25 protein-coding genes and 1 pseudogene are annotated in these 25,622 nt (G+C 74.0%); 8 read left to right on the top strand and 18 right to left on the bottom strand.

All coding sequences use genetic code 11. The annotated features are described in order from the left end of the window. The first annotated feature begins 23 nt into the window (after positions 1–23). Positions 24–896: a 1,4-dihydroxy-2-naphthoate polyprenyltransferase gene (locus J1M38_RS06215; protein WP_073116739.1), complete on the top strand. Its 873-nt coding sequence runs from the start codon at positions 24–26 to the stop codon at positions 894–896. A gap of 57 nt (positions 897–953) precedes the next feature. On the opposite strand, the gene J1M38_RS06210 is transcribed toward J1M38_RS06215, so the two are convergent. Further along, positions 954–1,229 (bottom strand): DUF4229 domain-containing protein, encoded by a 276-nt coding sequence (locus J1M38_RS06210; protein ID WP_078025958.1) that lies wholly within the window; start codon positions 1,227–1,229, stop codon positions 954–956. A gap of 68 nt (positions 1,230–1,297) precedes the next feature. Between J1M38_RS06210 and J1M38_RS06205 the strand changes: the two genes are divergently transcribed. Further along, positions 1,298–1,702: a PLDc N-terminal domain-containing protein gene (locus tag J1M38_RS06205; protein WP_078025959.1), complete on the top strand. Its 405-nt coding sequence runs from the start codon at positions 1,298–1,300 to the stop codon at positions 1,700–1,702. Between the two features lie 15 nt (positions 1,703–1,717). Here the strand turns inward: J1M38_RS06205 and ccsB are convergent, their stop codons facing one another. The 5 genes and pseudogenes from ccsB to J1M38_RS06180 all read right to left on the bottom strand — a co-directional run bounded on the left by ccsB (position 1,718) and on the right by J1M38_RS06180 (position 6,707). Continuing rightward, positions 1,718–2,818 (bottom strand): c-type cytochrome biogenesis protein CcsB, encoded by a 1,101-nt coding sequence (ccsB, locus tag J1M38_RS06200; protein WP_078025960.1) that lies wholly within the window; start codon positions 2,816–2,818, stop codon positions 1,718–1,720. A gap of 2 nt (positions 2,819–2,820) precedes the next feature. Beyond that, positions 2,821–4,499 (bottom strand): annotated as a pseudogene (locus J1M38_RS06195) (cytochrome c biogenesis protein ResB). Beyond that, positions 4,496–5,251, bottom strand: a complete 756-nt coding sequence (locus J1M38_RS06190) for a cytochrome c biogenesis CcdA family protein (RefSeq protein WP_036334702.1) — start codon at positions 5,249–5,251, stop codon at positions 4,496–4,498. The pseudogene J1M38_RS06195 and the gene J1M38_RS06190 overlap by 4 nt, the downstream one beginning before the upstream one ends. 16 nt (positions 5,252–5,267) lie before the next feature. Then, positions 5,268–5,879 carry a TlpA disulfide reductase family protein gene (locus tag J1M38_RS06185; RefSeq protein ID WP_206481307.1) on the bottom strand — a complete coding sequence of 204 codons (612 nt, stop codon included), beginning with the start codon at positions 5,877–5,879 and terminating at the stop codon, positions 5,268–5,270. Between the two features lie 153 nt (positions 5,880–6,032). After that, the gene (locus J1M38_RS06180; RefSeq protein ID WP_002856340.1) at positions 6,033–6,707 is read right to left on the bottom strand and encodes a histidine phosphatase family protein; all 675 of its coding nucleotides are present in this window, start codon (positions 6,705–6,707) and stop codon (positions 6,033–6,035) included. A 125-nt stretch (positions 6,708–6,832) separates the two neighbouring features. Between J1M38_RS06180 and J1M38_RS06175 the strand changes: the two genes are divergently transcribed. Then, positions 6,833–7,573 carry a hypothetical protein gene (locus tag J1M38_RS06175; RefSeq protein WP_002856339.1) on the top strand — a complete coding sequence of 247 codons (741 nt, stop codon included), beginning with the start codon at positions 6,833–6,835 and terminating at the stop codon, positions 7,571–7,573. 6 nt (positions 7,574–7,579) lie between these two features. Here the strand turns inward: J1M38_RS06175 and J1M38_RS06170 are convergent, their stop codons facing one another. The 3 genes from J1M38_RS06170 to J1M38_RS06160 form a co-directional block, all read right to left on the bottom strand. Further along, positions 7,580–7,849, bottom strand: coding sequence for a glutaredoxin family protein (locus J1M38_RS06170; RefSeq protein WP_002856337.1), 270 nt, complete (start codon positions 7,847–7,849; stop codon positions 7,580–7,582). A gap of 94 nt (positions 7,850–7,943) precedes the next feature. Next, positions 7,944–8,042, bottom strand: coding sequence for an AURKAIP1/COX24 domain-containing protein (locus tag J1M38_RS06165; RefSeq protein ID WP_005504750.1), 99 nt, complete (start codon positions 8,040–8,042; stop codon positions 7,944–7,946). Positions 8,043–8,205: 163 nt separating this feature from the next. Continuing rightward, positions 8,206–9,459 (bottom strand): acetoin utilization protein AcuC, encoded by a 1,254-nt coding sequence (locus J1M38_RS06160; RefSeq protein ID WP_002856333.1) that lies wholly within the window; start codon positions 9,457–9,459, stop codon positions 8,206–8,208. Positions 9,460–9,595: 136 nt separating this feature from the next. Here J1M38_RS06160 and J1M38_RS06155 point away from each other — a divergent pair, with 136 nt between their 5' ends. Both J1M38_RS06155 and J1M38_RS06150 read left to right on the top strand, forming a co-directional pair. Continuing rightward, positions 9,596–11,071, top strand: coding sequence for a TrkH family potassium uptake protein (locus J1M38_RS06155; protein ID WP_002856331.1), 1,476 nt, complete (start codon positions 9,596–9,598; stop codon positions 11,069–11,071). Then, the gene (locus J1M38_RS06150; RefSeq protein ID WP_002856329.1) at positions 11,064–11,741 is read left to right on the top strand and encodes a TrkA family potassium uptake protein; all 678 of its coding nucleotides are present in this window, start codon (positions 11,064–11,066) and stop codon (positions 11,739–11,741) included. The genes J1M38_RS06155 and J1M38_RS06150 overlap by 8 nt, the downstream gene beginning before the upstream one ends. A gap of 15 nt (positions 11,742–11,756) precedes the next feature. On the opposite strand, the gene proC is transcribed toward J1M38_RS06150, so the two are convergent. The 4 genes from proC to topA are packed head-to-tail and all read right to left on the bottom strand — an operon-like array spanning position 11,757 to position 17,336. Then, positions 11,757–12,587 carry a pyrroline-5-carboxylate reductase gene (proC, locus tag J1M38_RS06145; RefSeq protein WP_060974113.1) on the bottom strand — a complete coding sequence of 277 codons (831 nt, stop codon included), beginning with the start codon at positions 12,585–12,587 and terminating at the stop codon, positions 11,757–11,759. Next, positions 12,584–13,471, bottom strand: a complete 888-nt coding sequence (locus tag J1M38_RS06140) for a sugar phosphate isomerase/epimerase (protein ID WP_060974114.1) — start codon at positions 13,469–13,471, stop codon at positions 12,584–12,586. Before J1M38_RS06140 ends, proC begins: the two co-directional genes overlap by 4 nt. 2 nt (positions 13,472–13,473) lie before the next feature. After that, entirely contained in the window at positions 13,474–14,496 is a 1,023-nt protein-coding gene (locus J1M38_RS06135; RefSeq protein ID WP_036341216.1) for an exopolyphosphatase, read from the bottom strand. A gap of 5 nt (positions 14,497–14,501) precedes the next feature. After that, complete coding sequence (gene topA, locus J1M38_RS06130) at positions 14,502–17,336, bottom strand: type I DNA topoisomerase (RefSeq protein WP_123244262.1); 2,835 nt, start codon at positions 17,334–17,336, stop codon at positions 14,502–14,504. Positions 17,337–17,737: 401 nt separating this feature from the next. Here topA and J1M38_RS06125 point away from each other — a divergent pair, with 401 nt between their 5' ends. Further along, on the top strand, positions 17,738–18,385 hold the full coding sequence (locus J1M38_RS06125) for a hypothetical protein (protein ID WP_230594486.1): 648 nt from the start codon (positions 17,738–17,740) through the stop codon (positions 18,383–18,385). A 21-nt stretch (positions 18,386–18,406) separates the two neighbouring features. On the opposite strand, the gene J1M38_RS06120 is transcribed toward J1M38_RS06125, so the two are convergent. Together J1M38_RS06120 and J1M38_RS06115 are read right to left on the bottom strand one after the other, a co-directional pair. Next, entirely contained in the window at positions 18,407–20,083 is a 1,677-nt protein-coding gene (locus J1M38_RS06120) for a methyltransferase (protein ID WP_060973652.1), read from the bottom strand. Beyond that, positions 20,080–21,009, bottom strand: a complete 930-nt coding sequence (locus tag J1M38_RS06115; RefSeq protein WP_123244261.1) for a rhodanese-related sulfurtransferase — start codon at positions 21,007–21,009, stop codon at positions 20,080–20,082. The genes J1M38_RS06120 and J1M38_RS06115 overlap by 4 nt, the downstream gene beginning before the upstream one ends. Positions 21,010–21,102: 93 nt before the next feature. On the opposite strand from J1M38_RS06115, the gene J1M38_RS06110 reads away from it, so the two are divergent. Next, positions 21,103–21,876, top strand: a complete 774-nt coding sequence (locus J1M38_RS06110) for a GNAT family N-acetyltransferase (RefSeq protein WP_060973651.1) — start codon at positions 21,103–21,105, stop codon at positions 21,874–21,876. After that, complete coding sequence (locus J1M38_RS06105; RefSeq protein WP_060973648.1) at positions 21,873–24,470, top strand: DEAD/DEAH box helicase; 2,598 nt, start codon at positions 21,873–21,875, stop codon at positions 24,468–24,470. Before J1M38_RS06110 ends, J1M38_RS06105 begins: the two co-directional genes overlap by 4 nt. Here J1M38_RS06105 and J1M38_RS06100 read toward each other — a convergent pair. The 3 genes from J1M38_RS06100 to J1M38_RS06090 are packed head-to-tail and all read right to left on the bottom strand — an operon-like array spanning position 24,389 to position 25,504. Then, the gene (locus J1M38_RS06100; RefSeq protein ID WP_060973649.1) at positions 24,389–24,829 is read right to left on the bottom strand and encodes an Rv3654c family TadE-like protein; all 441 of its coding nucleotides are present in this window, start codon (positions 24,827–24,829) and stop codon (positions 24,389–24,391) included. The genes J1M38_RS06105 and J1M38_RS06100 overlap by 82 nt on opposite strands. Beyond that, positions 24,826–25,278 carry a TadE family type IV pilus minor pilin gene (locus J1M38_RS06095; RefSeq protein ID WP_060973650.1) on the bottom strand — a complete coding sequence of 151 codons (453 nt, stop codon included), beginning with the start codon at positions 25,276–25,278 and terminating at the stop codon, positions 24,826–24,828. The genes J1M38_RS06100 and J1M38_RS06095 overlap by 4 nt, the downstream gene beginning before the upstream one ends. Next, positions 25,271–25,504 carry a DUF4244 domain-containing protein gene (locus J1M38_RS06090; protein WP_049161531.1) on the bottom strand — a complete coding sequence of 78 codons (234 nt, stop codon included), beginning with the start codon at positions 25,502–25,504 and terminating at the stop codon, positions 25,271–25,273. Before J1M38_RS06090 ends, J1M38_RS06095 begins: the two co-directional genes overlap by 8 nt. Positions 25,505–25,622: the final 118 nt, after the last annotated feature.

Raw genomic sequence — 25,622 nt, 5'->3', positions numbered from 1 at the left:
CTCCCCAGGAGGAACCCCCGCCCATGGCCGCCACGCTCTCCCAGTGGGTCGCCGCCGCGCGCCCGCGCACGCTGCCCATGGCGATCGCCCCCGTGATCGTCGGTTCGGCCGCCGCCGCGGAGCTCGGCTCCTTCCACCTCGGCGCGGCGCTGCTGGCCCTCGTGGTGTCGCTCGCGCTGCAGATCGGCGTGAACTACGCCAACGACTACTCGGACGGCATCCGCGGCACCGACGACGAGCGTGTCGGCCCCTTCCGGCTCACCGTCTCCGGGCTCGTGCCCGCGGCCCGGGTGAAGCAGGCGGCCTTCGCGTTCTTCGGCCTCGCCGGGCTGGCCGGCCTGGGACTCATCTTGCTCTCGGGGCACTGGTGGTTCCTGCTGGTCGGCGTCGCCTGCGTGCTGGCCGCGTGGTTCTACACCGGCGGGAAGCGGCCGTACGGGTACCTCGGCCTCGGCGAGGTGTTCGTGTTCGTGTTCTTCGGGCTGGTGGCCGTCCTCGGCACCACGTACACCCAGGCCGACGCCGTCAGCGGCCTGGCCTGGGCCGGCGCGATCGGCTGCGGGCTGATCTCCACGGCCCTGCTCATGGCCAACAACATCCGGGACATCCCCACGGACCGCGAGGTCGGGAAGATGACGCTGGCCGCCCGCCTGGGCGACGGACCCGCGCGGGCGTCCTACGGCGTCATGCTGGCCGTCGCCCTGCTGCTGCCGCTGTTCTGGGTGGCGGTGCACCCGGGGCTGCTGCTCGTGCCGATCGGCGGCCTGCTCGCGATCCGGCCGATCCGCACGGTGCTGCGCGCCGACGACCGCCGGGCGCTGATCCCGGTGCTGCGCGCGACCGGCGTGATCGGGATCGTCTACGCGATCACGTTCACCCTCGGCGCGCTGCTCTGAGCCGCACGGGATGACGGCGGCGCCGGCGGCGGCATCCGCCCCGTCGCCCCGCGGGGCTCACTCGCGGAACCGGCCCTCGGTGTAGGCGTCCTCGGCGTCCGCGTCGGCGGTCTCGGTGCGGCCCCGGCGGCCCGGGCGGCCCTCCCACGCGGCGGACAGGTCCTCGGTGGCCCCCGTGCGCAGGCGGTCGAGGAAGAGGTAGCTGACGGCGAACGCCAGGATCGCCGCTGCGATCACCGCGAAGATCATCCAGAGGTCCATCACGTAGTAGAACAGCGCCCACAGGGCGACGAAGAGGACCACGCGGACCAGACCGTAGAAGAAGATGCGCACCGGTCCATCCTACGAGCAGGGACGCCCGCCCGCCCGCCGACCCCACAGCCCGCGCCTAGACTGGCGGGATGGGCCGTTTCATCATCCCCGCCGCGATCATCCTCGCGGGTCTGACCCTCTACGCGCTGTTCGAGGCGCTGCTGACCCCCGCCCGCGAGGTGCGCAGCCTGCCGAAGGCGGCGTGGGTGGCGGTCATCGTGCTGGTGCCGCTCGTGGGGCCGCTGCTGTGGCTGCTGCTCGGGCGCGCTCGCCCGGCCGGCGCGGGCGGCCGCCCCGCGCCCCGACCCACCGGGGCCCCGGACGACGACGAGGCGTTCCTGCGCAGCCTGCGCGTGCAGCGCCGCCAGGTCGCCCGCGAGCAGGACCTGGACCGCCGCGAGGCCGAGCTGCGCGCCCGCGAGGAGGAGCTGCGCCGTCGTCGGGAGCAGGGCGACGACGACGCCGACCCGGACGGCGACGGGCCGCGTGCCTGAGGGGCCCCGCCGGACTCAGCCGGGCAGACCCGCGTACGAGTGCAGGCCCGGGAAGTACGTGTTGACGATCGTGTAGTTGAACACGATGCACGCGAAGCCGACGATGCTCAGCCACGCGGCGCGGGCACCGGTCCAGCCGCGGGTGGCGCGGGCGTGCAGGTACGCCGCGTAGACCACCCAGATCACGAAGGTCCAGACCTCCTTGGTGTCCCAGTTCCAGTAGCGGCCCCACGCGGCCTCGGCCCAGATGGCGCCGGCGATCAGCGTGAAGGTCCACATGACGAAGCCGACGGCGTTGAGGCGGTAGGACCAGTTCTCCAGCCCCTGCGCGGCCGGCACGAGGCGCAGGAACGCCCACGAGCGCTCGCCCGCCGCAGCGCGCTTCTCCGCGCGGTCCTGCACCAGCTGCAGCACGGACATCGCGGCGGTCAGCGCGAACAGCGAGCTGGCAAGCACGGCGATGGACACGTGGATGACGAGCCACGGCGTCTGCAGCGGCGGCTGGAGGTGGCCCACCGGCGTCGGGAAGCCCATGGTGGCCGCGCACATCATCGCCACGACGATGCCGGTGACGAACGTGCCCACGAAGCGCAGATCCTTGCGCAAGAGGAACAGCAGGTAGACGGTCGTGATCACGAGCGCGCCCGTGGTCATGAACTCGTACAGGTTGCCCCACGGCACGCGGGAGGCGGCGAGGCCGCGGGCGACGACGGCGAACGCGTGCAGCGCCCAGCCGACGGCCAGCACGGCCACCGCCACGTTGGCGACCGGGCGGCGGCCGCCGCCCGTGTAGTCCATGTCCTCGTCCACGAGGGCGCCGTCCGCGTCGACGCCGCGCTCGGCGGCGCCGGTCGGACGGGCCGCGTCGGAGGCGCTCGCGCCGACCGCCGTGGACCCGCCGACGGCGGCCCCCACGGTCTCGCGGGCCGGAGCGGTGCGCACCTGCCCGCGCTGGGCCGCGAGGTCGGCCTCGAGGCGGCGGATGGTGGCCGAGGCGGTGGCCATGTCGATGGTGAACAGGATGAACGCCGCCGCGTACACGAGCGCGGCGATGAGCATGAAGAGGTCGCTGTACAGCGCCAGCTGCTCGTTCACGGGGGCCGTGGGGTTGAACACTGTCAGTCTCCTGATCGGGCGTCGGCGGGGCCGGCGGGGTGGACTGGGGGGCGGCACCGGCCGCGGCGTCGTCGGCCGTCTCGGTGGCGGCGACGATGGGCCACCACTTCTCCATGGCGGCGCGCAGGGCCACGTGCTCCTCGTGGAGACCGAACTCCTCGCCGCGGGCGAGCAGCGCGTACTCCACGCGGGTGCGGCCGTCGTCGTCGGTGCGGGCACGCACCCACACGCGGCGGCGGCGGACGAACAGACTGATCGCCAGGCCGAGCAGGGCGGTGCCGGCGAACACGCCGACGCCCCACTTGCCCGGGTCGTAGTGGATGTCCAGGCCGACGTAGCGGCGGACGCCGTCGAAGCTGATGGAGCCCTTGCCCTCGGGCAGCTCGTACGTCTGGCCCGGGCTGAGCACGATGCCGCCGTTCTCGTTGGTGCGGCTGTTGAGCTCGGTGAGGGATGCGGTGTCCAGCACGTACACGTTCTGCGGGCGGCCGGTGTCCAGGCCGAGGTCCCCGTAGTACGAGTTCAGCTGCAGCTCCGGGTTGAGCAGCTCGGGGTCCGCGGAGAACGCGGCGCCCTTCTCGTCCTCCACCGCCGAGGGCAGGAAGAAGCCGACGAAGCCCAGCTGGTCCGGCCGCGCGTCGGGGACCTTGATGGTGGCCTGCGAGCCGTAGTTCTGGTCGAACACGCGGGTGACCACGGGGCCCTGGAAGGCCACGTCCCCGGCGCCGTCGCGGATGGTCACCACGGGCGCGTAGCCGTTGCCCACGAGGTAGACGCGCACGCCGTCGATGTCCAGCGGCTGGTTGACCTTGAGGATCTGGCGCTGGAGCTCGCCGCCGGAGCCCTCTCGGACGTCCATGACGGCGGTGTAGTCCAGCGGCTGGCCGTAGTGGGTCTCGGACTCGCGGTCGAACACGGCGTCGAAGGAGTCGAGGGTGAGGGAGAACGGCTGGAGGTCGTCCGCGCTGAAGTAGGTGCCGGGGGTGAAGGAGTCGTAGGCCACGAGGTTGTTGGCGAAGCCCTCGCCCTCCACGATGATCTTCTGCCCGCCGTACTTGGTCATGCCGCCGTAGGCCATGAACACGAGCACGCCGATCAGCGAGACGTGGAACAGGATGTTGCCGATCTCGCGCAGGTATCCGCGCTCGGCGCCCACGGACGCGCCGCCGGCCTCGAGGCGCCGCTCCACGCGGTAGCGGCGCTTGCGCAGCCACGCCTGGGCTCTGGCCACGGCCTCCTCGGGGCTCGGGCCGCCCTCCTCGAGGACGACGACGCCGGAGGCCGGCAGGCGCGTCAGGTTGCGGGGGGTGCGGGCCGGGGGCTGGCGCAGGGCCTTGGCGTGCTGGATGGCGCGCGGCCACACGCAGCCCACGAGGGAGACGAACAGCAGCAGGTAGATGGCCGAGAACCAGACGGAGTTGTAGACGTCGAAGAACTGCAGGGCGTCCAGGACGGGGCCCCACACGGGGTTGTCCTCGATCCACTGGTCCACGATCTCGGGGCCGGCACGGCGCTGGGGCACGAGGGAGCCGGGCACGGCGGCGACGGCGAGCAGGAGCAGCAGCATGAGCGCGGTGCTCATGCTGGTCAGCTGGGTCCAGATCCAGCGCAGGGTGCCCGCCAGGCCGAGGCGCGGCAGGGTGACGGGCTCGGAGCGCGTCCGGGCGGCCTTGGAGCTCACAGGGGCATCTCCCATTCGTTGGCGAACCACAGCTGCAGCTGCGTGGTCCAGGCGGTCCAGACGCCGGTGACCATGAGCAGGCCCAGCGCGATCAGCAGGGCGCCGCCGAGGCGCATGATCAGCACGCGGTGCCGCGTGAAGAACCCGACCGCCCGCATGCCGCGCTCCATGCCGAGGGCCATGAGCACGAACGGCAGGCCCAGGCCGAGGCAGTAGAGGAAGGCGAGCAGGGCGCCGCGGCCCACGGAGCCGGAGCTGGCCGTGGACATGGCCAGGACGGCGGCCATGGTGGGGCCGATGCACGGCGCCCAGCCCAGGCCGAAGGTCATGCCCAGCAGGGGCGCGCCGACCAGGCCGGCGGCGGGCTTGAAGTGGACGCGGCGCTCCTGCTGAAGCCGGCCGCCGCCGCCGAGGAACACGAGGCCCATGAGCATCACGAGCACGCCGAGCACGGGGGTGACCCAGGCGCCGTCGCGCCGCAGCCAGACCATGGCCTGGGTGAACACCACGGTGATGCCCACGAACACCACGGCGAACCCGAGCACGAACAGCACGGAGCCGAGCACGAGGCGCCCGCGGCGGCGGCTGGTGAGCACGTCCCCGCCGAGGCCGGTGACATAGCCGAGGTAGCCGGGCACGAGCGGCAGCACGCACGGGGAGAGGAAGGAGATCAGGCCGGCCAGCACGGCGATCGGCGCGGCCAGCAGCAGGGAGCCGTCGAGGGCGATCTCGGCGAAGGGGTTGCTCTGCATGGACACGGCGGCCGGGTCAGGCCGCGGCCTCGTCCACCACGGTGGTGAGCAGGGCGCGCAGGGTGGACTCCTCCACGGCGCCGAGCACGCGGGCGGCCACGCGGCCCTCGACGTCCAGGACGAGGGTGGAGGGCACGGCCTGCGGCGGCACGTGGTCGGTCATGTTCAGCAGGACCTCGCCGCGGGCGTCCTCGACGGACGGGTACGGGATCTCGAAGGTCCGTTCGAACGCCTGGGCGGTGGTGGCGGTGTCCCGCACGTTCACGCCGAGGAACCGGACGCCCTGCGGCTCGAACTGCTCGTGCAGGGCCACGAGGTGGGGGGCCTCCACGCGGCACGGGGCGCATGCGGCGTACCAGAAGTTCAGCAGGGCCGGGGCGCCGCGCAGGCTCGCGCCGGTCACGGGGCTGCCGTCGAAGAGCTCGGCCGAGAACTCGACCGGGGCGCCGCGCTCCTCCGGCGCGATCTCGCGGACCGAGCCGTCTCCGGCGATGTAGTTCTTGCCGTCCGCGTTCCCGGCCTGCTGCGTCAGCGAGTCGTCCCCCGAGCACGCCGCGAGGACGGGCGCGAGGCCGAGCAGCGAGAGGCCGGTCAGCACGGTGCGACGGGACGGACGGGGGGTCTGCATGGCGGGCTGCCTTCCAGGGGACGCGCGGGGCTGGATTCCGGGGACCTGGGGAGTCTACTGTCCGCCCCGCATTCTGACTGAACCCTGGACGTCACACCCCCACCCCGTGGGAGGCCACGGACGGCGTCGTCGACGCCGGCCGCCGTCGGGGCCTCAGGCGCCCGGCAGGGAGGAGGCGTCCTTCAGCAGGGCCTGGTTCGGCTCGCGGTACTCGACGCGCGGCACCCTGCGCCCTTCCTCGTACACGAGCGAGGTCACGGAGGTCAGCGAGCACTCACGCCGGCGCGGGTCGTGCCACAGCGGACGGCCCTCGACGGCCAGGCGCGTCACCCAGATCGGCAGCTGGTGCGAGACGAGCACGGACTCGGCGCCGGGCCCGTCGGCGGCCACGGTCTCGCCGCGGAGCCGGTCGACGACGGCCAGCATCCGGGCGGCCTGCGCGCGGTACGGCTCGCCCCAGGACGGGCGCAGGGGATTGCGCAGCCGGGGCCACAGCCGCGGGTTCCGCTTCAGCGACGCCGCCACCTGGGACATGCCCTCGAAGGCGTTCTCCGCCTCGATCAGGTCCGGCTCGGTGACCAGCGGCAGGTCGAACGCGGCCGCGATGGGCGCGGCGGTCTGCTGCGCGCGGGTCAGCGGGGAGGCGGCGACGACGGCGGGCGCCCGGCCGGTCTGCGCGGCGCGCTCCTCGAACCACGCGGCCACGCCCCGGGCCATCTCGTGGCCGAGCTCCGAGAGCCCGAACTCCGGCAAGCGGCCGTAGAGGACACGATCGGGGTTGTGGACTTCTCCGTGGCGGACCAGGTGGACGGTGGCGAGCGTCTGCATGGGGCAAGTCTGGCAGAGGCGGACCGGTGGCCCCGGCGGTAGCGTGGGGCACAGCTCGGCGCGACCGCGCCGCCACCCCCGTCCGCACCGAGGCGCCGCGAGCGTCGGCGTCGCTAGGAGGCCCCATGTCCGGCACCTCGCCCACCGATCCCCACGGCAGCCAGAACCCGTACGGCTCCGACCCGTACGGCGCCGCCCCGCAGGGGCCGACCCCGGGCTCCCCCGACCCGTCGGGCGCGAGCCCGTACGGCCAGAACCCCTACGGCGCACCGCCGGCGGCTCCGTACGGCGCCCCGGGCCAGGCGGGGATGCCCCAGGCCCCCTCCCCCCACGGCCCGGCCGGCTGGCAGTCTCCCGGCCCGGTCGAGCTGCCCCCGCGGCCGCGTTCCCTGACGGCCGCGTTCTGGCTGATCGTCTCGGGCGGCCTCCTGCTGCTGGCGACGACCCTGCTGGCGGCCTTCGCCATCACCCAGCCGGAGGGCCAGGCCGCGATCCAGCAGGAGCTGGACCGGTCCGTCGAGCAGATGAATCTGCCCGCCGACCAGGCGGAGCAGATGCGCGCCATGACGGACGGGATGCTTCCGGCCCTCGCCACGACGGCGGCCGTGTTCGGCGTGCTCGCGTTCCTCGTCTACCTGTGGGTGGCGTTCGCGATCCGCGGCGGCTCGCGCGCCGCGCGCATCGTCGGAACGGTGCTGGCGTCCTTGTCCGTGCTGGTGCTGGTCTCCAACGCGGTGATGGGGGCGTTCAGCTCGCTGGACCTGGTGTGGGTGGGCCTCGGCGTCGCCGGCATCGTGCTCGCCTACCGCCCGGACGCCACGGAGTACATGCGGCTGAAGGCCTGGCAGCGCTTCGCGCGCCGCTGAGCCCGCTCAGGCCCGCGGGGCGTCCAGGAGCCGGCCCAGGCGGGCCGGGTCCACGCGCCAGAAGTCGCGCTGGACGCCGTCGACGAACAGCACGGGCACCTCGTCCGCGAACCGCTCGAGCAGGGCCGGGTGCGCGGCGCCGTCGACGGCCTCCCAGGCCTCGCCCCGCGCGTCGCACACCTGCGCCACCGTGGCCTCGGCGTCGGCGCACAGGTGGCAGCCGGGCTTCACGAGCAGCTGGACGCGGGCGGTGGCGGCGGGCAGGTCGGCGGTCATGGCCCCCACTCTACGGATCGCCGTCCACGACGAAGCCGCCGCCCCCGGAAGGGGACGGCGGCTTCGTCTCGTCAGCGCCCGGAGGGCGCGGGCGTCACTTCTTGTTGCGACGCTGGTGACGGGTCTTGCGAAGCAGCTTGCGGTGCTTCTTCTTCGACATGCGCTTGCGGCGCTTCTTGATCACAGATCCCATGGGGACTCCTTGAATCGGGGCGAGGGTCGGCGGTCGTGGGACCGCAGGCATCCGGGGCGCCGGACACGCCGACCCGCATTCCACCGGATGTGGAACGCCTGGAAACGTTCTCGGCCACAATACCGGCCGCACGGGCCGCGGTCGAACCGGGACGCGGGCCGTCTCAGTCGAACCAGGGGTCCAGCCCGTGCAGCGGGAACACCTCGCGGCGCGTGGCCATGATCGACTGGTCCACCGGGTCGGCCGGGTCGTAGCCCACCTCCCACGAGCGCCACCACACATCCGCGTCCTCGCCCATCACGGTGGGGATCCGCTCGGCGTCGTCCCCCTCGTGCACGGACATGTCCCCGGTCAGCTCGTCCGCGGTGAGGGTCCGGACGTGCTCGATCCAGGCGGCGGGGATCTCGCTCTTCACCGGGATCGGGGTCTGCAGGACGGCGGCGGTCAGGTGGGCCCACGCGCGCGGCACCACCCGCAGCGGGTTGTAGCCGCCGCCCCCGGTGGCCAGCCACCGGCCGTGCGCGAACCGGTCGGCCCAGTCGCCGACGTCGAACGCGAGCTGGCGCTGGCCGTCCACGCTCAGCCGCAGGTCGGCGAGCGGGTCCGTGCGGTGACCGTCGCAGCCGTGCTGGCTGACCAGCACGTCCGGGGCGAACGCCTGCAGCAGCGGGGGGACCACGGCGTGGGCGGCGCGCAGGAAGCCGGCGTCGCCGGTGCGCGGGGGCAGCGCGACGTTCACCGCTGTGCCCTGAGCGGCCGAGCCGCCGATCTCGTTGGCGAAGCCCGTGCCCGGGAACAGGCTGATGCCCGTCTCGTGCAGGGAGATGGTGAGCACGCGGGGGTCGTCGTAGAAGATCGACTGCGTGCCGTCGCCGTGGTGCGCGTCCACGTCGACGTAGGCGACGCGCTCCGCGCCGAGGTCCAGCAGGCGCTGGATGGCCACGGCGCAGTCGTTGTAGATGCAGAACCCGGACGCCGAGGACCGGGCGGCGTGGTGCATGCCGCCGGCGAAGTTCACGGCGCGGTCCACCTCGCCGGACCAGATCGCCTCCGCGGCGACGAGGGAGCCGCCCGCGATCCGGGCGGCGGACTCGTGCAGGTCCGGGAACACGGGACAGTCCTCGGTGCCCAGGCCGAAGCAGCCGTCCTCGTCCGACGACGTCGCCGCGGCCCGGCGCACGGCGGCGACGTACTCGGGATCGTGGACGAGGGCGAGCTGCTCGTCCGTGGCCACGGGCGGCTCCACGATCCGCACGTGGGGCGCGTCCAGCAGGCCGAACGCCTCCACGAGCCGGTGCGTGAGGTCCAGCCGCAGGGGCGCCATCGGGTGCTCCGCGCTGAACCGGTAGCGGAGCAGGCTGGAGTCCCACACCACAGCGGCGGGGGTGGGAGCGGGAGGGGTGGACGTGGTGCTCATCACGGTCCAGCCTAGGGCTCCGGGCGGCACGGTGGCGACGAGCGCCTCGGATGTCTCACCCACGTGACGCGCGGGCCTCAGGGGCGCGCGATACTGGGAGCCGGTCCGTTCCCCGTCCCCGTGCAGGAGGTGCCCCGTGGCAGGTCCCCGTCCGACCCCGCACGCCCGCCGCCACGGCGGGGTGCGCCGGCCCGGCGGACTCCCCCGGCCCGGCCAGGCCTCCACGCTGGAGTCCTCGACCGACCTGCGCACGGCGCTGCGGCGCTCGGGCCGTGCCGTCAGCTCGGTGGTGGGCGGCTCCCCGGCCCGCGCCGCCCTCTCCGCCTTCGCCCTCATGGCCCTGGTGTTCACCGGGCTCCTCGCCCTGCCGTGGGCCGCGGCGGACGGCCACGCCACCCCCCTGCACGACGCCATGTTCACCGCGGTCTCCGCCTTCTCCGTGACCGGTCTGACCACCGTCAACACGGCCGAGCACTGGTCCCCCGCGGGCCAGGTGATCATCCTCGTGGCCATCCAGATCGGCGGCCTGGGCATCCTCTCGATGGCCTCGCTGCTCACGTTGGCCGTCTCCCGGCATCTGGGCCTGAGGTCGAAGCTGGCGACGCAGCAGGCGGGCATGACCTCCGGCAGTCTCGGCGAGGTCGGCCAGCTGCTGCGCGTCGTCGTCGTGACGGTGCTGACCGCCGAGGCCGCGCTGGCGCTCGTCCTCGTGCCGCGGTTCGCGGCCATCTCCGGCTCGTGGCTCACCGGCCTGTGGCACGGTGTCTTCTACTCGGTCAGCGCCTTCAACAACGCGGGGTTCACCCTGCACGTGGACGGCCTGCCGGAGATCATGCACGACCCGGTGGTCATCACGGTGCTCGGCGTCGGCGTGTTCCTCGGCGCGCTCGGCTTCCCCGTGGTCATGGTGCTGCTGGAGAAGGGGTGGCGGTTCCGGGAGTGGAACCTGCACACCAAGCTCACGGTCGAGGTGACGCTGGCCCTGCTGGTGCTCGGCGCCGTCGCCCTCTTCTTCTTCGAGGCGGGCAACCCGGCGACCCAGGCCGGCATGGGCTTCTGGCAGCGGGTCGGGCACTCCCTGTTCGGCTCCGTGATGACCCGCTCCGGAGGCTTCGCGATCGACGACACGAACGCGCACCAGCCCGAGTCCCTGCTGCTCATGGACGCGCTGATGTTCGTGGGCGGTGGGTCCGCCTCCACCGCGGGCGGCATCAAGGTGACCACGCTGGCGATCATGTTCCTCGCGATCGTGGCGGAGGCGCGCGGCGACCGCGAGGTGACGGCGCACGGCCGCACGATCGCCCCCGAGTCCCTGCGCGTGGCCATCGCGGTGCTCGCACTCGGGGCCACCCTCGTGCTCGTGGCCACTCTGGCGCTGGTGCACATCACCGACGAGTCCCTCCAGCGGCCCCTGTTCGAGGTGATCTCCGCGTTCGGCACGTGCGGGCTCTCCGTGGGCGTCTCCGCGGAGAGCCCACCGGCCGGCAAGTACGTCCTGACGGCCATGATGTTCGCGGGCCGCGTTGGTACGATCACGTTCGCCGCCGCCCTCGCCCTGCGCCAGCGGCGCGTGCTCTACCGCTACCCCGTCGAGAGGCCGGTCATTGGCTGACACCCCGCAGCGCACCGATCCCAACGCCCCCGTGCTCGTCGTGGGGCTGGGCCGCTTCGGCGCCGCCACGGCCGAGGAGCTCGTCGCACAGGGGCGCGAGGTGCTCGCCGTCGAGCGGGACCCCGTCCTCGTGCAGCGCTACGCCCCCTCGCTGACCCACGTGGTGGAGGCGGACGCCACCGACTCCGAGGCCCTGCGCCAGCTCGGTGCGCAGGACTTCTCGACGGCGGTGGTCGGCGTGGGCACCTCCATCGAGGCATCGGTGCTGATCACCGTGAACCTCGTGGACCTGGAGATCCCGCACATCTGGGTGAAGGCGATCAGCGAGGCGCACGGCACGATCCTCAAGCGGATCGGGGCGAACCATGTGATCTTCCCGGAGCACGACGCCGGCGTGCGCGCCGCCCACCTCGTGAACGGGCGCATGCTCGACTTCATCGAGTTCGACGACGACTTCGCGATCGTGAAGATGTACCCGCCGGCCGAGTGCGTGGGCTTCACGCTCGCCGAGTCCCACGTGCGCTCCAAGTACGGCGTGACCGTGGTGGGTGTGAAGACCCCGGGCGAGGACTTCACCTACGCCCAGCCGGACACCCGGGTGGGCCCGCGCGACACCCTCATCGTCTCGGGCCACACCGACCTCATCGACCGGTTCGCCGCCCGGCCCTGAGGCACGCCGGAGCCGTCAGGCCCCGAACTCCTCGGCCATCTCCTTGTCGCGCTGCGCGGCCGCGTCCATGGCACGGTTCACGAGGTCGCCCATGCCGCCGTCCAGGAACGCCTCCACGGCCTTCTCGGTGGTGCCGTTCGGGCTCATCACGGCCTTGCGCAGAGCCTCGGCCCTGGCCCCCTCCTGCTGGAGCATGATGCCGGCGCCCTTGACGGTGGCCGCGGCCATGGCCTCGGCGGAGGCGGCGTCCAGTCCCATCTCCGCACCGTGGGCGGCGATCAGCTCGGCCAGCAGGAACACGTAGGCCGGGGCGGAGCCGGCGGTGGCCACCACGGCGGAGAGCTGCTCCTCGGCCACCGGCACCACCAGGCCGGAGCCCTCGAAGAGAGCGCGCACGGCGGTGGTCTGCTCCTCGGTGACGCCCGGCCCGGGGGCCACGCCCACGACGCCGGAGCCCACCGTCAGGGGCGTGTTCGGCATGGTCCGCACGATCGGCTGCCCCGCCGGCAGCACGGCGGCCATGGTCGCGGCGGTGACGCCGGCTGCCACGGACACCACCACGGTCTCGGGGCGCAGCGACGGCGCCAGGTCCGTGAGGGTGGCGACCATGTCCTTCGGCTTCACGCCCACCAGGACGATGTCCGCCTCAGCGACCGCGGCATGGTTGGCGCGTTCGTCCCGCTCCTGGGAGGTCACGGTGACGCCGTGCTGCGCGGCGGCCTTCTCGGCGGAGGCGGCGGAGCGGGTGGTGGCGGTGACGTCCTCGGCGCGCACGGCGCCGGCGTCGAGGGCTCCGGCGAGGATCGCGCCGGTCATGGTGCCCAGGCCCAGGATGGTCAGCTTCATGGTCGGTCCGTCTCCTTCGTGGTCGGGCGCGGAACGCCGTCGTCGTCGTGGTGGTCGGTCCCGCCGGCGGCCAGGTGCTCGCGCGCGAAGGCGAGCGAGGCGGCCAGCTTCTCCTCGCGCTGGCCCGCGTACTCCACGCCGCGGGTGCCCACCTCCACGCACACCGCACCGGCCAGGCCCTCGGCCGCCAGGTGGCGCAGGGTCTCGGCCACGCGCTGCGTGCCCTCGCCGGGGAGCAGGTGGTCGTCCTTGCCGGAGTCGTTGCCGTCGGTGAGGTGGACGTGCCGCAGCCGCGGGCCGAGCTCGCGGACGGCCGCCAGGGAGTCCGCCCGCGCGATGGCCGCGTGGGAGAAGTCCCAGCAGATGTGCTCGTACGGCTCGGGCAGCGGGTTCCAGTGCGGCAGGTACATCTTGGCCTCGCGGCCGTAGGCCCGCCACGGGTACATGTTCTCCACCGCGATCACCACGCCGGTCTCCGCCATGAGCTCATGGATGCCCTCGGCGAAGCGCACCGCGTACGTGCCCTGCCAGCGGAACGGCGGGTGGGCGACCACGGTGGCCGCACCCACGGCCTGCGCCAGCTCCACGGAGCGGCGGATCTTGGACCACGCGGAGCCCCAGACCTGCTGCGTGAACAGCAGGGTGGGGGCGTGGATGGAGTCGATGGGCATCCCGTGACGCTCGGACAGCCGCGTCAGCCGCCGCGCGTCCTGGCTCCACGCGTTGTGCGTGACCATGACCTCCACGCCGTCGTAGCCGAGGTCCTCGGCGGTGGCGAACACGTCCTGGGTGCCCAGGGGGAACACGGACGAGGAGGACAGGGTCACGGGGATGTCCGCGCCGAAGCGCGCCGCGGGGGCCAGGTGCGCGGTGGCGTCCGCCATGCTCAGCGCACCCCCAGGCTCAGTCCCGGCAGGAGGGTGTCCGGGTTGAGGTTCACGTGGCCGACGCCGGGCCGGCCGTCCCGGGTGAGGTGGCCCTCGAGCATGAGCGCGTCGAGGCGGTTGAGGATCAGGCCCTCGCGCAGCGCCCACGGGCAGATCTCGAGCTGGGCGATGCCGAACGTGCGCATGGCCGTCAGCGCGACGATCGCCCCCGCGAACACCTGGTGCGCGCGCACGTCCGAGACGCCGGGCAGCTCCGCCCGCTCCGCGACGGTCATCGCCGCGAGGCGGTTCACCCACAGGTGCAGGTCGTCCGCGCGCAGGTGCCGCTTCACGAAGGGGCCCGCCGCCGACGGCGCCGCCCCGGTGATCCGGGCGAGGGAGCGGAACGTCTTCGAGGTGGCGGTGACCACCACGGGCGACTCGATGCGCGGGAAGGCCGTATACGCCTCCTCGAGTCGCTTCTCCACGTGCTTGCGGAGCTTCTTCACCGCCTTGGGGCTGGGCGGGTCCTCGAGCACCCAGTCGCGGGTGAGGCGGCCGGCGCCCAGCGGCAGGGACAGGGCGTGCGAGGGCAGCTCGTCCTGGCCGTAGGCGATCTCGAAGGAGCCGCCGCCGATGTCGAAGTTCAGGATGGAGCCGGCGCCCCAGCCCTGCCAGCGGCGCACGGCGAAGTACGTCATGGCCGACTCCTGGTCCCCCGTGAGCTCGGAGAGGTGCACACCGGTCTCGGCCTGCACGCGGGCCAGCACGGCGGCGCCGTTCGCGGACTCGCGGATCGCCGAGGTGCAGAACGAGATCATGTCCTCCGCCCGATGCTCCTCCGCGAACGCGGCGGCCTCACGGACGAAGTCCACGAGCTCCCGCTGTCCCTCCTCCGTGATCGCCCCGTCGGCGTCCTGGTAGCGGATCAGCGGAAGGGAGCGCTTGTGCTCCGCGTAGGCGACCGGGCGGGCCCCCGGGTGGGCGTCCACGAGCAGCAGGTGGACGGTGTTGGACCCGATGTCCAGGACGCCGAGGCGCATGGCGCTCAGGCCTTCTTCCGCGCGGTGGTCTTCTTGGCCGGGACCTTGCGCGCCGCCGGCTTCTTGGCACCGCCGCGGGTGGCCGGGCCCTTGGCGCGCTTGTCCGCGAGCAGCTGGTAGGCCTCCTCCGCCGTGAGCTCCTCGGGCTGGCGGCCGCGCGGGACGGTGATGTTGGTGACGCCGTCCGTGATGTACGGGCCGAAGCGGCCCTCCTTCACAGTGACCTTCTTGCCGGAGACCGGGTCCTCGCCGAACTCGGCCAGCGGCGGCTTGGCGGCCCCGCGGCCACGCTGCTTCGGCTGGGCGTAGATCTCGAGGGCCTGCTCCTGCGTGATGCTGAAGATCTGGTCCTCGGACTCGAGCGAGCGCGAGTCCGAGCCCTTCTTCAGGTAGGGCCCGAAGCGGCCGTTCTGGGCGGTGATGACCTCGCCCTCGGCGTCCGCGCCCACGACGCGCGGCAGGGACATCAGCTGCAGCGCCTGCTCGAGGGTCACGGTGTCCACGGACATGCTCGTGAAGAGGGAGCCGGTGCGGGGCTTCTCCTTGGCCGGCTTCTTCTTCGGCTTGGGCTTGCCGTTCTTGTAGTACTCGGTGGGCTGGGCGTCGAGCCAGGCCTGCAGCTCCTCCTCGGTCATCTCGGGGATGACCTCGGTGACGTAGGGCCCGTAGCGCCCGTCCTTGGCGACGATGGTCCGGCCCGTCTCCGGGTCCGTGCCGAGCTCGCGCTCGGAGGGCTGGGCGGTGGCGAACAGCTCCTCGGCCTTGGCCGGGGTGAGCTCGTCCGGGGCCAGGTCCTCGGGGACGTTGGCGCGCGGCGGGGTGGCGCCCGCCTCCGCGTCGGCCGGCAGCGACCGCTCCAGGTACGGACCGTACTGGCCCACCCGCAGGGTGATGTCCTCGGTGATCGGCAGCGAGTTCACGGCCCGCGCGTCGATCTCGCCGAGGTTGTCCACCACGTGCTTGAGGCCCTCGACGCCCTTCTCCGTCTCCGCGGCGGGGGCCCCGAAGTAGAAGGTCTGCAGCCAGGCCTCGCGGCCGAGTTCGCCCGCGGCGATCCGGTCGAGGTCGTCCTCCATGCGGGCCGTGAAGTCGTAGTCCACGTACTTCGCGAAGTAGTCCTCGAGCAGGCCGATCACCGCGAACGCGGTCCACGACGGGACGAGCGCGGTGCCGCGCTTGGACACGTAGCCGCGGTCCATGATCGTGGAGATCGTCGGGGCGTACGTGGAGGGACGCCCGATCTCGCGGCGCTCCAGCTCGGCGACGATCGACGCCTCGGTGTAGCGGGCCGGCGGGGAGGTCTCGTGCCCGGTGGCCTCGATCGGGTCACCGGTGAGGCGCTCGCCCTGGGCCACCTGCGGCAGTCGGCGGTCCTTGGCCTCCGCGTTCTCGCCGTCGACCTCGGCGTCCCGACCCTCCTCGTACGCGTCGAGGAAGCCCTTGAACGTGATGACCGTGCCCGAGGCGCTGAACTGCGCGAGGCGGCCGTCCTGCGCGGTGGCCGAGAGCCGCAGCGTGGCGGTGTAGCCCTTGGCGTCGGCCATCTGCGAGGCCACGGTGCGCTTCCAGATCAGCTCGTACAGGCGGAACTCGTCCGGGCGCAGCTCGGCCTTGACCTGGGCCGGGGTCCGGAAGGAGTCCCCCGCGGGCCGGATGGCCTCGTGGGCCTCCTGCGCGGTCTCGTTGCGCTTGGCGTAGACGCGCGGCTGGGCCGGCACGGCGTCCGCCCCGTAGAGCTCGGTGGCCTGGCGCCGGGCGGCCTGCACGGCCTCCTGCGAGAGGTTCACCGAGTCCGTGCGCATGTACGTGATGTAGCCGTTCTCGTACAGGCGCTGGGCCACCTGCATGGAGACGCGGGAGCTCATGCGGAGCTTGCGGGCGGCCTCCTGCTGCAGCGTGGAGGTGGTGAAGGGGGCGGCCGGGCGGCGGGTGTACGGCTTGTCCTCCACCGAGTCGACCGTGAAGTCCGCTCCGCGCAGACCCTCGGCCAGCGAGCGGGCGCCGGCCTCGTCCAGGTGGGTCACCTTCTTGCCGGCGGAGGCCTTGAGCCGCCCGGTGTCGTCGAAGTCGCGGCCCGTGGCCACGCGCTCGCCGTCCACCGTGCTGAGGCGGGCCGTGAACGAGCTGCCCACGGCGTCCGCGGCCTGCGCGCCCTCGGCGACGGTGAAGGTGCCCTCCACGCCCCAGTACTGCGCGGAGACGAAGGCCATGCGCTCGCGCTCGCGCTCGACGACGAGGCGGGTGGCCACGGACTGCACACGGCCCGCGGAGAGGCCGCGGGAGACCTTGCGCCACAGCACCGGGGAGAGCTCGTAGCCGAAGAGCCGGTCGAGGATGCGGCGCGTCTCCTGGGCGTCCACGAGGGCCGTGTCCAGCTCACGGATGTTCTCCAGGCCTCGGCGCACGCCCTCCTCGGTGATCTCGCCGAAGGTCATCCGGTACACCGGCACCGTGGGCTTGAGGGTGTCCAGCAGGTGCCAGGCGATGGCCTCGCCCTCGCGGTCCGCATCCGTGGCGAGGTAGAGGGCCTCGGCGTCCTTGAGCTCGCGCTTGAGCTCCGTGACCTTCTTCTTCTTGTCCGGGTGCACCACGTAGTACGGGGTGAAGCCGTGCTCCGTGTCCACGGCGAACTTGCCGAACGGGCCCTTCTTCATGTCCGCCGGCAGGTCCGAGGGCTTGGGGAGGTCGCGGATGTGCCCCACGGAGGAGTCCACCACCCAGCCGGAGCCCACCGCGTTGAGGTACTTCGCGATGGACTTGCTCTTGGCCGGGGACTCCACGATGACCAGCTTCTTGCCCTCGGGCACGGAAGCGGTCACGGAAGCGGGGGTAGTGGACAACGGGTCCTCCTGGGACGGGATGGCTGCGGGTCCGGGGCCGACGCGAGCCGACCCGTGTCCGCCGGGGGCGGACGTCCCCACATCGTAGGGCGCGCTGACCACGATAACGCCCGGAGCCTGACAGGCCCCTGGGCGGGCCCCGTCCGCCGGACACGGGCTCGGGTCCTCCTGCCCGCCTCCGGACACTCAGCCTATGCTCAGGCCATGCATCCTCGTCGGTCCCGCGCCACGTCCCACACGGTCCAGGGTGCTGTCCACGTCGCCCGGTCCGCAGGCTCCGGCCTCAGGCCTGTGGGTCCGGAGAAGGACACGTCGGGCTCGGGCACGTACTGCCACCACCACGGCGACAACCGCAAGCCCGAAGGCGTCCACGCGTTCGACGGCGTGGCCGGGCAGGAGAGGTGTTGACGGCCCCGGGGTCGACGGCGGACCTCGTCCGCCGCTGGGAGTCCGCGGCTCGGCCGAACCCCACGGCGACGGACGTGGGCTCCCTGCTGGAGAAGTGCTACCGCGCGAGACCTCTGGCACGCGAGATCCTCTCGGGCGGCCATCTGCAGCACGACGAGGAGCTGCGCAACCACACGGAGAAGCTCCTGTGGACGGTCACGGACACCGTCACCCTGCTGCACTTCGCCCGGCACGCCTTCGGCTCCCTCGATGCGTATCTCCTGCACCTCGAGTCGGAGCGGGAGGACGCGGACGCGGCAGCCGAGTGGGACGAGGGCGCCGAGCGTGCCGACGTCGCCTACTGGACAGGGCTGGAGAGTCAGGTCCCCCAGGAGGACCACCCCTACGGGCTGGTCCTCACCCAGCACGCACTGGGTCAGCGCGTCACCGCGATCCTCGAGGTCGAGGACGGGGCGGTGACCGGCTTCACGGTGGAGGGCGTGCTCGGGCAGATGGTGGACGAGCACCTCGAGGGACTCGTGGGCTTCCCCGAGCCGGACCCGGACTTCGGCGAGGCCGTGCCGGTGATGCGCCGCGGGGATCCCGACGACGAGATGTTCGTGCGCCATCTGCGCCACGCTGCGCGGCTCGGCTTGATCTGAGATGTGGGCCGGGCCGTCCGCTCAGCCCTCCACGAGGAAACCGTCCTCGTGCAGCTCCCGCAGCGCGGCCAGCAGGCCGGCCCGGCCCGCTTCGTCCAGCTCCAGCAGCGCGGCGACCGCGCCCACCAGCTGCCCCACGGACAGCTCGCCGTCGCTGGCCGAGAGGACGCCCGCCGTCGCGGTGTCCAGGCGCGCCACACGCCGGAACCCGGAGCCCTGACGGGCCAGGATCACCTCGGGGTGCTCCGCCCCGAACCGCTGGTGGCGCTCCTCGGTCACGTCGGATGCCACCCGCAGGTGCAGGCCGCGCAGCGCGGCCAGGGCCGGGTCCCCGACGTCGACCCCCGTCCCGGCGCCCGCGGCCAGCCGGTCCCGGCGGGCGACGGCGGCGGCCCACGCGGCGCCGAGGGCCTCGTCCACGGCCTGGGTCAGCTCCTCGGCGACCACCCACCCCCGGCCCTGGGAGCCGTCCGCGGCGGGCCGACGCAGCCACACGTGGCCGAAGCCCACGCCCGCGACCCCGCGCGCGGCGAAGTCGTCCAGGTACCCACGGTAGGCGGCCTCATAGGCGGGCGGGTCGAGCTCGAGCGAGGAGTCCTGCAGCCACGTCTCCGCGTAGCCCGCGGGGTCCTGCCGGTCGCGCTGGATGAACCAGGCCTGCATCCCCGACGCCAGCCACGAGCGCGGGCGCGCGTCCCAGGGTGCGGTGTCGGCGTCGGCGGTGTCTCCCGCCGGGATCTCCCAGTTGGCGAGCAGCTGCGCGGTGCCGCCCTCGGCGAGCACGTCCGGCAGGGCCGCGATCAGCTCCGCGACGATCCGGTCGCCCTCGCGGCCGCCGTCGCGGTAGGTCAGCACGGGCGCGTCCGGGTCCGTGCGCGGGGTGATCACGAACGGCGGGTTCGAGACCACGAGGTCGAACCGCTCCCCCGCCACCGGCGCCAGCAGATCGCCGGCCGCCAGCCGGACCCGGTCCTCGAGCCGCTCCCGGTCGAGGCCGAGCACGTCCGCGTTGAGCAGCAGGTTGAACCGGGTGAAGGCCAGGGCGCGCTCGGACAGGTCCGTGGCGGTGACGTGGTCGGCGTGGGCGAGCAGGTGCAGGGTCTGGATCCCGCAGCCCACCCCCACGTCGAGGGCGCGGGCCACGGGACGGCGCTGCGTGGCGCCGGCGAGCGTGAGGGAGGCCCGACCGACGCCGAGCACGTGCTCGGGAGGCAGCGGGCCGCGCCGCTGCAGGGCCGTCAGGTCCGAGGCGATCCACATCCGGCCCGGCTCGTCCGCCTCATACGGCGAGAGGTCCACCGCGCCGCGCACGCGTCCGTCCGGCCCCTCGACGACGAGCCCGGCCGCCACGGCCCCGGCCAGGCCGAGGCTGGGCAGGGCGGCGTCGAGGTCGGCGGCGGGGACGGGCTCGCCGAGCAGCCAGGCCCCGACGGCGGCGGCGAGGGCCCGCGTGCCGTGCCGGTCGCCGGGGCCGGCTGCGTCGTCGTGCCGGTCGGGGCCCGCCAGGTGACCGGCGACGACGCGGCGGGCGGCCTCGGCGTGCTCGCGGTCCAGGGCGAGCGTGGCCACGGGTCCGAGCAGCCCCTCGACGGCGGCGGTGGTGAACGGCAGGGCCGCCAGGTCCGCGGCGAGGGCCACGGCCGTGGCCGGTGTCAGCCGCGGGGCGGGGGGCGACGGAGGTGTCGGGACGGGACTCATGCCTCGGTCCTCTCAGCGGGGTGGGGGCGGTGGGCGCAGACGGGGCAGCGGTGCTCGGGGTCGTCGACGGCGCAGGCCGCGCAGCGGACCTCGAGCGTGGTGCAGGCCGGGTCGGCGCAGTTGCGCAGCGCCGAGGTCGGGGCCTGGCACGTGACGCACCGGCCGATGGTCTCGGCGTCGGCGGTGAAGCGGGTGGACAGGCGTCGGTCGAACACGGCCAGCTCGCCCCGCCACAGTCCGGCGTCGCCGCGGGCCTCGCCGTAGCGGACGATGCCGCCGTCGAGCTGGTAGACCTCGGCGAAGCCGCGGTCCTTGAGCAGGGCGGAGAGGACCTCGCAGCGCACGCCGCCCGTGCAGTAGGTGATCAGCGGCGCGTCCTTGAGGTGGTCCAGGGCCCCGGAGTCGACGGCGGCGAGCAGGTCGCGGGTGGTGTGCGCGTCCGGGACCACGGCCCCGTCGAATCGGCCGATGGCCGCTTCCACCGTGTTGCGGCCGTCGAGGAAGCGCACGGGGTTCGCGGTGCCGGCGCGCTCGGCGACGAGTGCGTCCACCTGGGCGGGGGTGAGCCGCTCCCCCGTGCCGACGACGCCGTCCGCGTCCACGGAGACGCGCTCGGGGGCCCCGAACGCGACGAGCTCGGGCTTGAGCTTGACGGAGAGGCGGGGGAAGTCCGCCGCCGAGCCGTCCGACCACTTCACCTCGAGGTCCCGGAACGCCGGATGCTCCCGCGTGCCGCGCACGTAGCGCTTGACCGCGTCGACCGGTCCGCCGACGGTCCCGTTGATCCCCTGCGACGACACGATGATCCGGCCGGTCAGGCCGAGGGACGCGGCGAGCGTGCGCTGCCACAACCGCACCGCCTCGGGGTCGGCGAGCGGGGTGAACCGGTAGTACAGCGCGATGCGGGAGAGGGGGGCGGTGCTCATCGAGGTCCAGGCTAGTGCGCGACCCCGGACGTGACGGCCGTGCGGGACGGGCGGGACCTGGCCCGCACCGGCCTCACGCCTTACCCTTCAGACATGACTGAGCATCTGGATCCGGCACTGGTCGACACCTGGTTCGCGGCCTGGTCGCGATCGCGCGGCTACCGCATCAGCCAGGAAGCGGGGCGACGCGCGGCCCTGCGCACCCCTCGCCCCGCCCGCATGATCCCCGGCGGCTCCGGTCGCGCCACGGTGGACGTGCCGGCCACGTGGGAGTACGTGGTGGTGAACCCCTCCCGCGCGGAGCTCGAGGACCTGCGCGAGGCGGTGCGGGACCAGGAGCAGATTCTGCTCACCGTGTTCGGCGACGCCGGCGAGGACCCGAAGGCCATGGGTCTGAAGGCCCAGGCCGAGCCGGAGCGCTTCATGACCATGGACATGGACCCCGAGCTGCAGGACGTGGAGCCCCCGCTGCTGCCCGAGGGCTATGAGGCCCGCGTGGACCAGCCGATGGAGGGCAGCCGTCGCCTGCGCATCCTGGCCGTCGGCGCCTCGACCGCGCCGGAGGGCGAGGAAGAGCTCGCCGCCCTCGGCTGGGTCACCGAGGAGGACGGCACCGCCGTCTACGACCGGATCTGGACGTCCCCGAACCACCGTCGCCGCGGCCTCGGCTCCCTCGTGATGCGCTACCTCACCTCCGAGGTCATGAGCGAGGGTGAGATCAGCCGCGGCCTGCTCGTCGCCTCGCCGGACGGGCAGAAGCTGTACCGCCACCTGGCCTGGACCGACCTCGGCCCCGTGTCCATCTGGGGTCGCGGCCTGGCCGAGGACAACCCCACCGCCGAGCACACCGGCACCATGGGGGCGTGACCGGCCACCTCCCGGAGCACGATCCCTGGGCGGATCCCGCGGGCGGCTGGGGGCCGCCCGGCACGGCGGACGCCGCGCCGGGCGTGGACGACGCCGCCCCGGACTGCTCCGGACCGGAGCCGCAGCCCGTCGGTGAGGTGGTGGCCGACGTCGTGGCCGGGCTGTCCGTCACGGCACCCGGCGACCTGCGCCCGGACACGCCGGCGGGGGCCGGACTCCGTGCGGCGCTGGGCCGGACCGGGCTGCCCGAGCAGATTCGCCACGTCACCGAGCTGCCCGCCCGGCAGGCCCGGCACACGGACTGGCCCGCGGACGCGCCGGAGGGCCTGGTCAGGGCGTTCGCGGCACGCGGCGTCGAGCGGCCGTGGCTGCACCAGGTGCGCGCCGCGGCCCTGGCCGGCGCGGGGACGCACACCGTGCTCGCCACGGGCACGGCGTCGGGCAAGTCGCTGGGCTACCAGCTGGCGGTCGGCACCCGGCTGGCCGCCGACCCCCGGGCCACCGCGCTCTACCTCGCCCCCACCAAGGCCCTCGCGGCGGACCAGCTGACCTCTTGGCGCGCCCTCGAGCGGGACGGCGCCCCGGGGCTGCGCGCGGCCCCCTACGACGGCGACACCGCACCGCAGGACCGGATCTGGGCTCGCGAGCACGCCACCGTTCTCATGACCAACCCGGACATGCTCCACGTGGGGATCCTGCCGCACCACGAGCGGTGGGCCGCGTTCTTCCGGAACCTGGCGTTCGTGGTGGTGGACGAGTCGCACACGTACCGGGGCGTCTTCGGCTCGCAGGTGGGCATCCTGCTGCGCCGGCTGCGGCGCATCGCCGCCCACTACCGCGGGGACCGTCCGGAGACCGTGTTCATCGGAGCGTCCGCGACGTCGGCGGATCCGGCCGGGCACTTCGCCCGACTGATCGGGGCGCCGGCCACGGCCGTCACCGAGGACGCGTCCCCGCACGGGGCGGTCACGGTGGCGTTCTGGGAGCCGGAGCTGACGGACCGTCGGGGCGAGAACGGCGCGCCCGTCCGCCGCTCGGCGATGGCCGCCGCCGCCGACCTGGTCACGGACCTGGCCCTGCAGCAGGTGCGCACGCTGGCGTTCATCCGCTCGCGGCGCGGGGCCGAGGCCATCGCCAGCGCGGCCAAGCGGCAGCTCGAGGAGGTCGAGCCGGGGCTCGGCACGCGGATCGCGGCCTACCGCTCGGGCTACCTGCCCGAGGAGCGGCGGGAGCTGGAGGCGGACCTGCGCTCGGGTCGGCTGCTGGGCATGGCCTCGACGCCGGCGCTGGAGATGGGCATCGACGTCGCGGGGCTGGACGCGGTGGTGGTGGCCGGCTGGCCGGGCACCCGCGCGTCGTTCTTCCAGCAGATCGGCCGCGCCGGGCGCGGTGGCCAGGATGCGCTCGCGTTCTTCGTGGCCTCGGACGACCCCCTGGACACGTTCGTGGTGGACCACCCGGAGGCCGTGTTCGACCTGGGCGTGGAGGACACCGTGGTGGACCCGGAGAACCCGCACCTGCTCGGCCCGCAGCTGTGCGCGGCCGCCGCGGAACTGCCGATCACGCCCGAGGCGTTCGGCTGGTTCGGGGAACCGGGGCGGGTGCGCGCCCTGCTGGACGTGCTGGTCGAGCAGGGGCTGCTGCGCCGTCGGCCGGCCGGCTGGTTCTGGACGCACCCCGAGCACGCCGCCGGCATGGTCTCCCTGCGGGACGACGGCGGCGGGCCCATGGACATCATCGACGCCGAGTCCGGTGCCCTGCTGGGCACGATGGACTCGCCCCAGACCCACTACCAGGCGCATCCCGGCGCGGTGTACGTGCACCAGGACCGCACGTACCTCGTGGCGGAGCTGGACGAGGACGCGCACGCCGTGGTGGTCACGCGGGCCTGGCCGGACTTCACCACGCAGGCCCGGGACGTCACGGAGATCGAGATCGTCGCGGTGCACCGTCGCCTGGACGCGCGCGAGAGCACCCTGCGCTGGTGCCTCGGGGAGGTGCAGGTCCGCACCCAGGTGGTGTCCTTCCAGCGCAAGGCCCTGGCCTCCGGGGAGGTGCTCGGCGAGGAGCCCCTCGACCTGCCGGCGCGGGACCTGTTCACCTCGGCGGTGTGGTTCCAGGCGGCCTCGGACGAGCTCATCGCCGCGGGTCTGACCACGGATCGCCTGCCCGGCGCCCTCCACGCGGCGGAACACGCGATGATCGGCATGATGCCGCTCGTCGCCTCGAACGACCGCTGGGACATCGGCGGCGTCTCGATGGTCCTGCACCCGGACACGGGCTCCCCCGCCGTGTTCGTCTACGACGGCCGGCCCGGCGGGGCGGGCTTCGCCGAACGCGGCTTCGAGCAGGCGCGACGCTGGGTCGAGGCGACGGCGGGGGCCATCGCGGCCTGCGAGTGCGCGGAGGGCTGCCCGTCCTGCGTGCAGTCCCCCAAGTGCGGCAACCGCAACAGCCCCCTGGACAAGGCCGGCGCGCTGACCGTCCTGCGGTTCCTGATGGACCACGCCGATCACCTCGTCCCGGCGGACGCCTCGGCCGACGGCTCGGGCGGCGCCCCCGGCGGGGCCGCGGACGCGGCGCCCGGGGCCTGAGACCGCGGCGGACCCGCGACGGCGTCGGCCGTGGCCGCCGGCAGCGGGGCGCGGGCGAGCTCGACCGCGACGCGCACGGTCCCGTCCTCGCGCACCTCGCACGCCACGACGACGGCCCCGTTGCGTTCGGCGGTCCGCCCGGCCAGCACGCACGGCTCGTGGTCGGAGAGCCCGCGCCGGGCGTCGGAGGCGGCGAGCGCCGCCAGGTCGGCGGCCCCGGCCGCCCGGGAGCCGGTGACCGAGGCCTGCCCGAGCGCCGCGACCGCCAGCAGCAGACCCGCCCCCAGGGCGGCCGTGCCCAGGACGGACACGGTGCCCGAGCCGCGTTCGCCCCGCGCGGGCGCCCTCCCGCGGGTCATGACCGGTCCTCCGGTGAGGCGGCGGGCGTTCCGGGCCGCTGGTCGGGGGCGGCGGCGTGGGCGGTGAGGGTGAGCACCTCGGCCCAGGCGAGCGGCCCGGGGCCGGGCTGGACGACCTCGACGGTCACCCACCCGCCCTCGACGGTGTGCGAGAGCGAGGCGTCGTCGCCGGCCATGCGCGCCACCGCGTCCCGGGCCGCCGCCTCGTCGTCGCCCCGGGCGAGGATGCGGGCGGCCGACGCCGCGGCGTCCTGACCCCGCACCTGCTGCACCGCGGCGGCGCCGGCCAGCAGGACGGACACGAGCACGAACGCGATCACGGGCAGCAGCACCGCGTACTCGGCCGTGACGGCCCCGGTCTCGCCGCCCCGGAGCGCCCGGGGCCACCCCGCCGTCCGGGCGCCCGTGCGGCGCCCGGACGGCGGGGCGGAGATCGGGTGCTCAGTCACGCTGGAGCGCCCCGGAGACGAGGTCCACGAGCAGCGACTGCACGTCCGGGCTGGTGAGCACGACGGCCAGCACGCCCGCGAAGCCCACGGCGGCGAGCGTGAGGATGCCGTACTCGGCCGTGATCGCGCCGGTCTCCTCGCTCGCGGCGTCGACGACGCGGGCGAGGCGGTCGCGCTCGCTCGGGCGAGTGACGGCGGGCTGGGCGGAGTGGGAGCGGTGGGTCATGGTGGTCCTCCTGGAGTGGGCCCCGCGGTGCGGGGCGGTGGTGACGGCCCGGCCGGGCCGCTGGTCCCAGGCTGGCCCGGTGCGGGCCCCGCGCGCCGGGGGCGGTGCGGATCCGGGG

Origin of the sequence: Micrococcus sp. KRD070 (assembly GCF_017168435.1) — a bacterium.
GTDB classification, from domain to species: Bacteria; Actinomycetota; Actinomycetes; order Actinomycetales; family Micrococcaceae; genus Micrococcus; species Micrococcus luteus.
The sequence above is the reverse complement of the archived record's forward strand: the minus strand, read 5'-3'. Positions and strand labels throughout refer to the sequence as shown.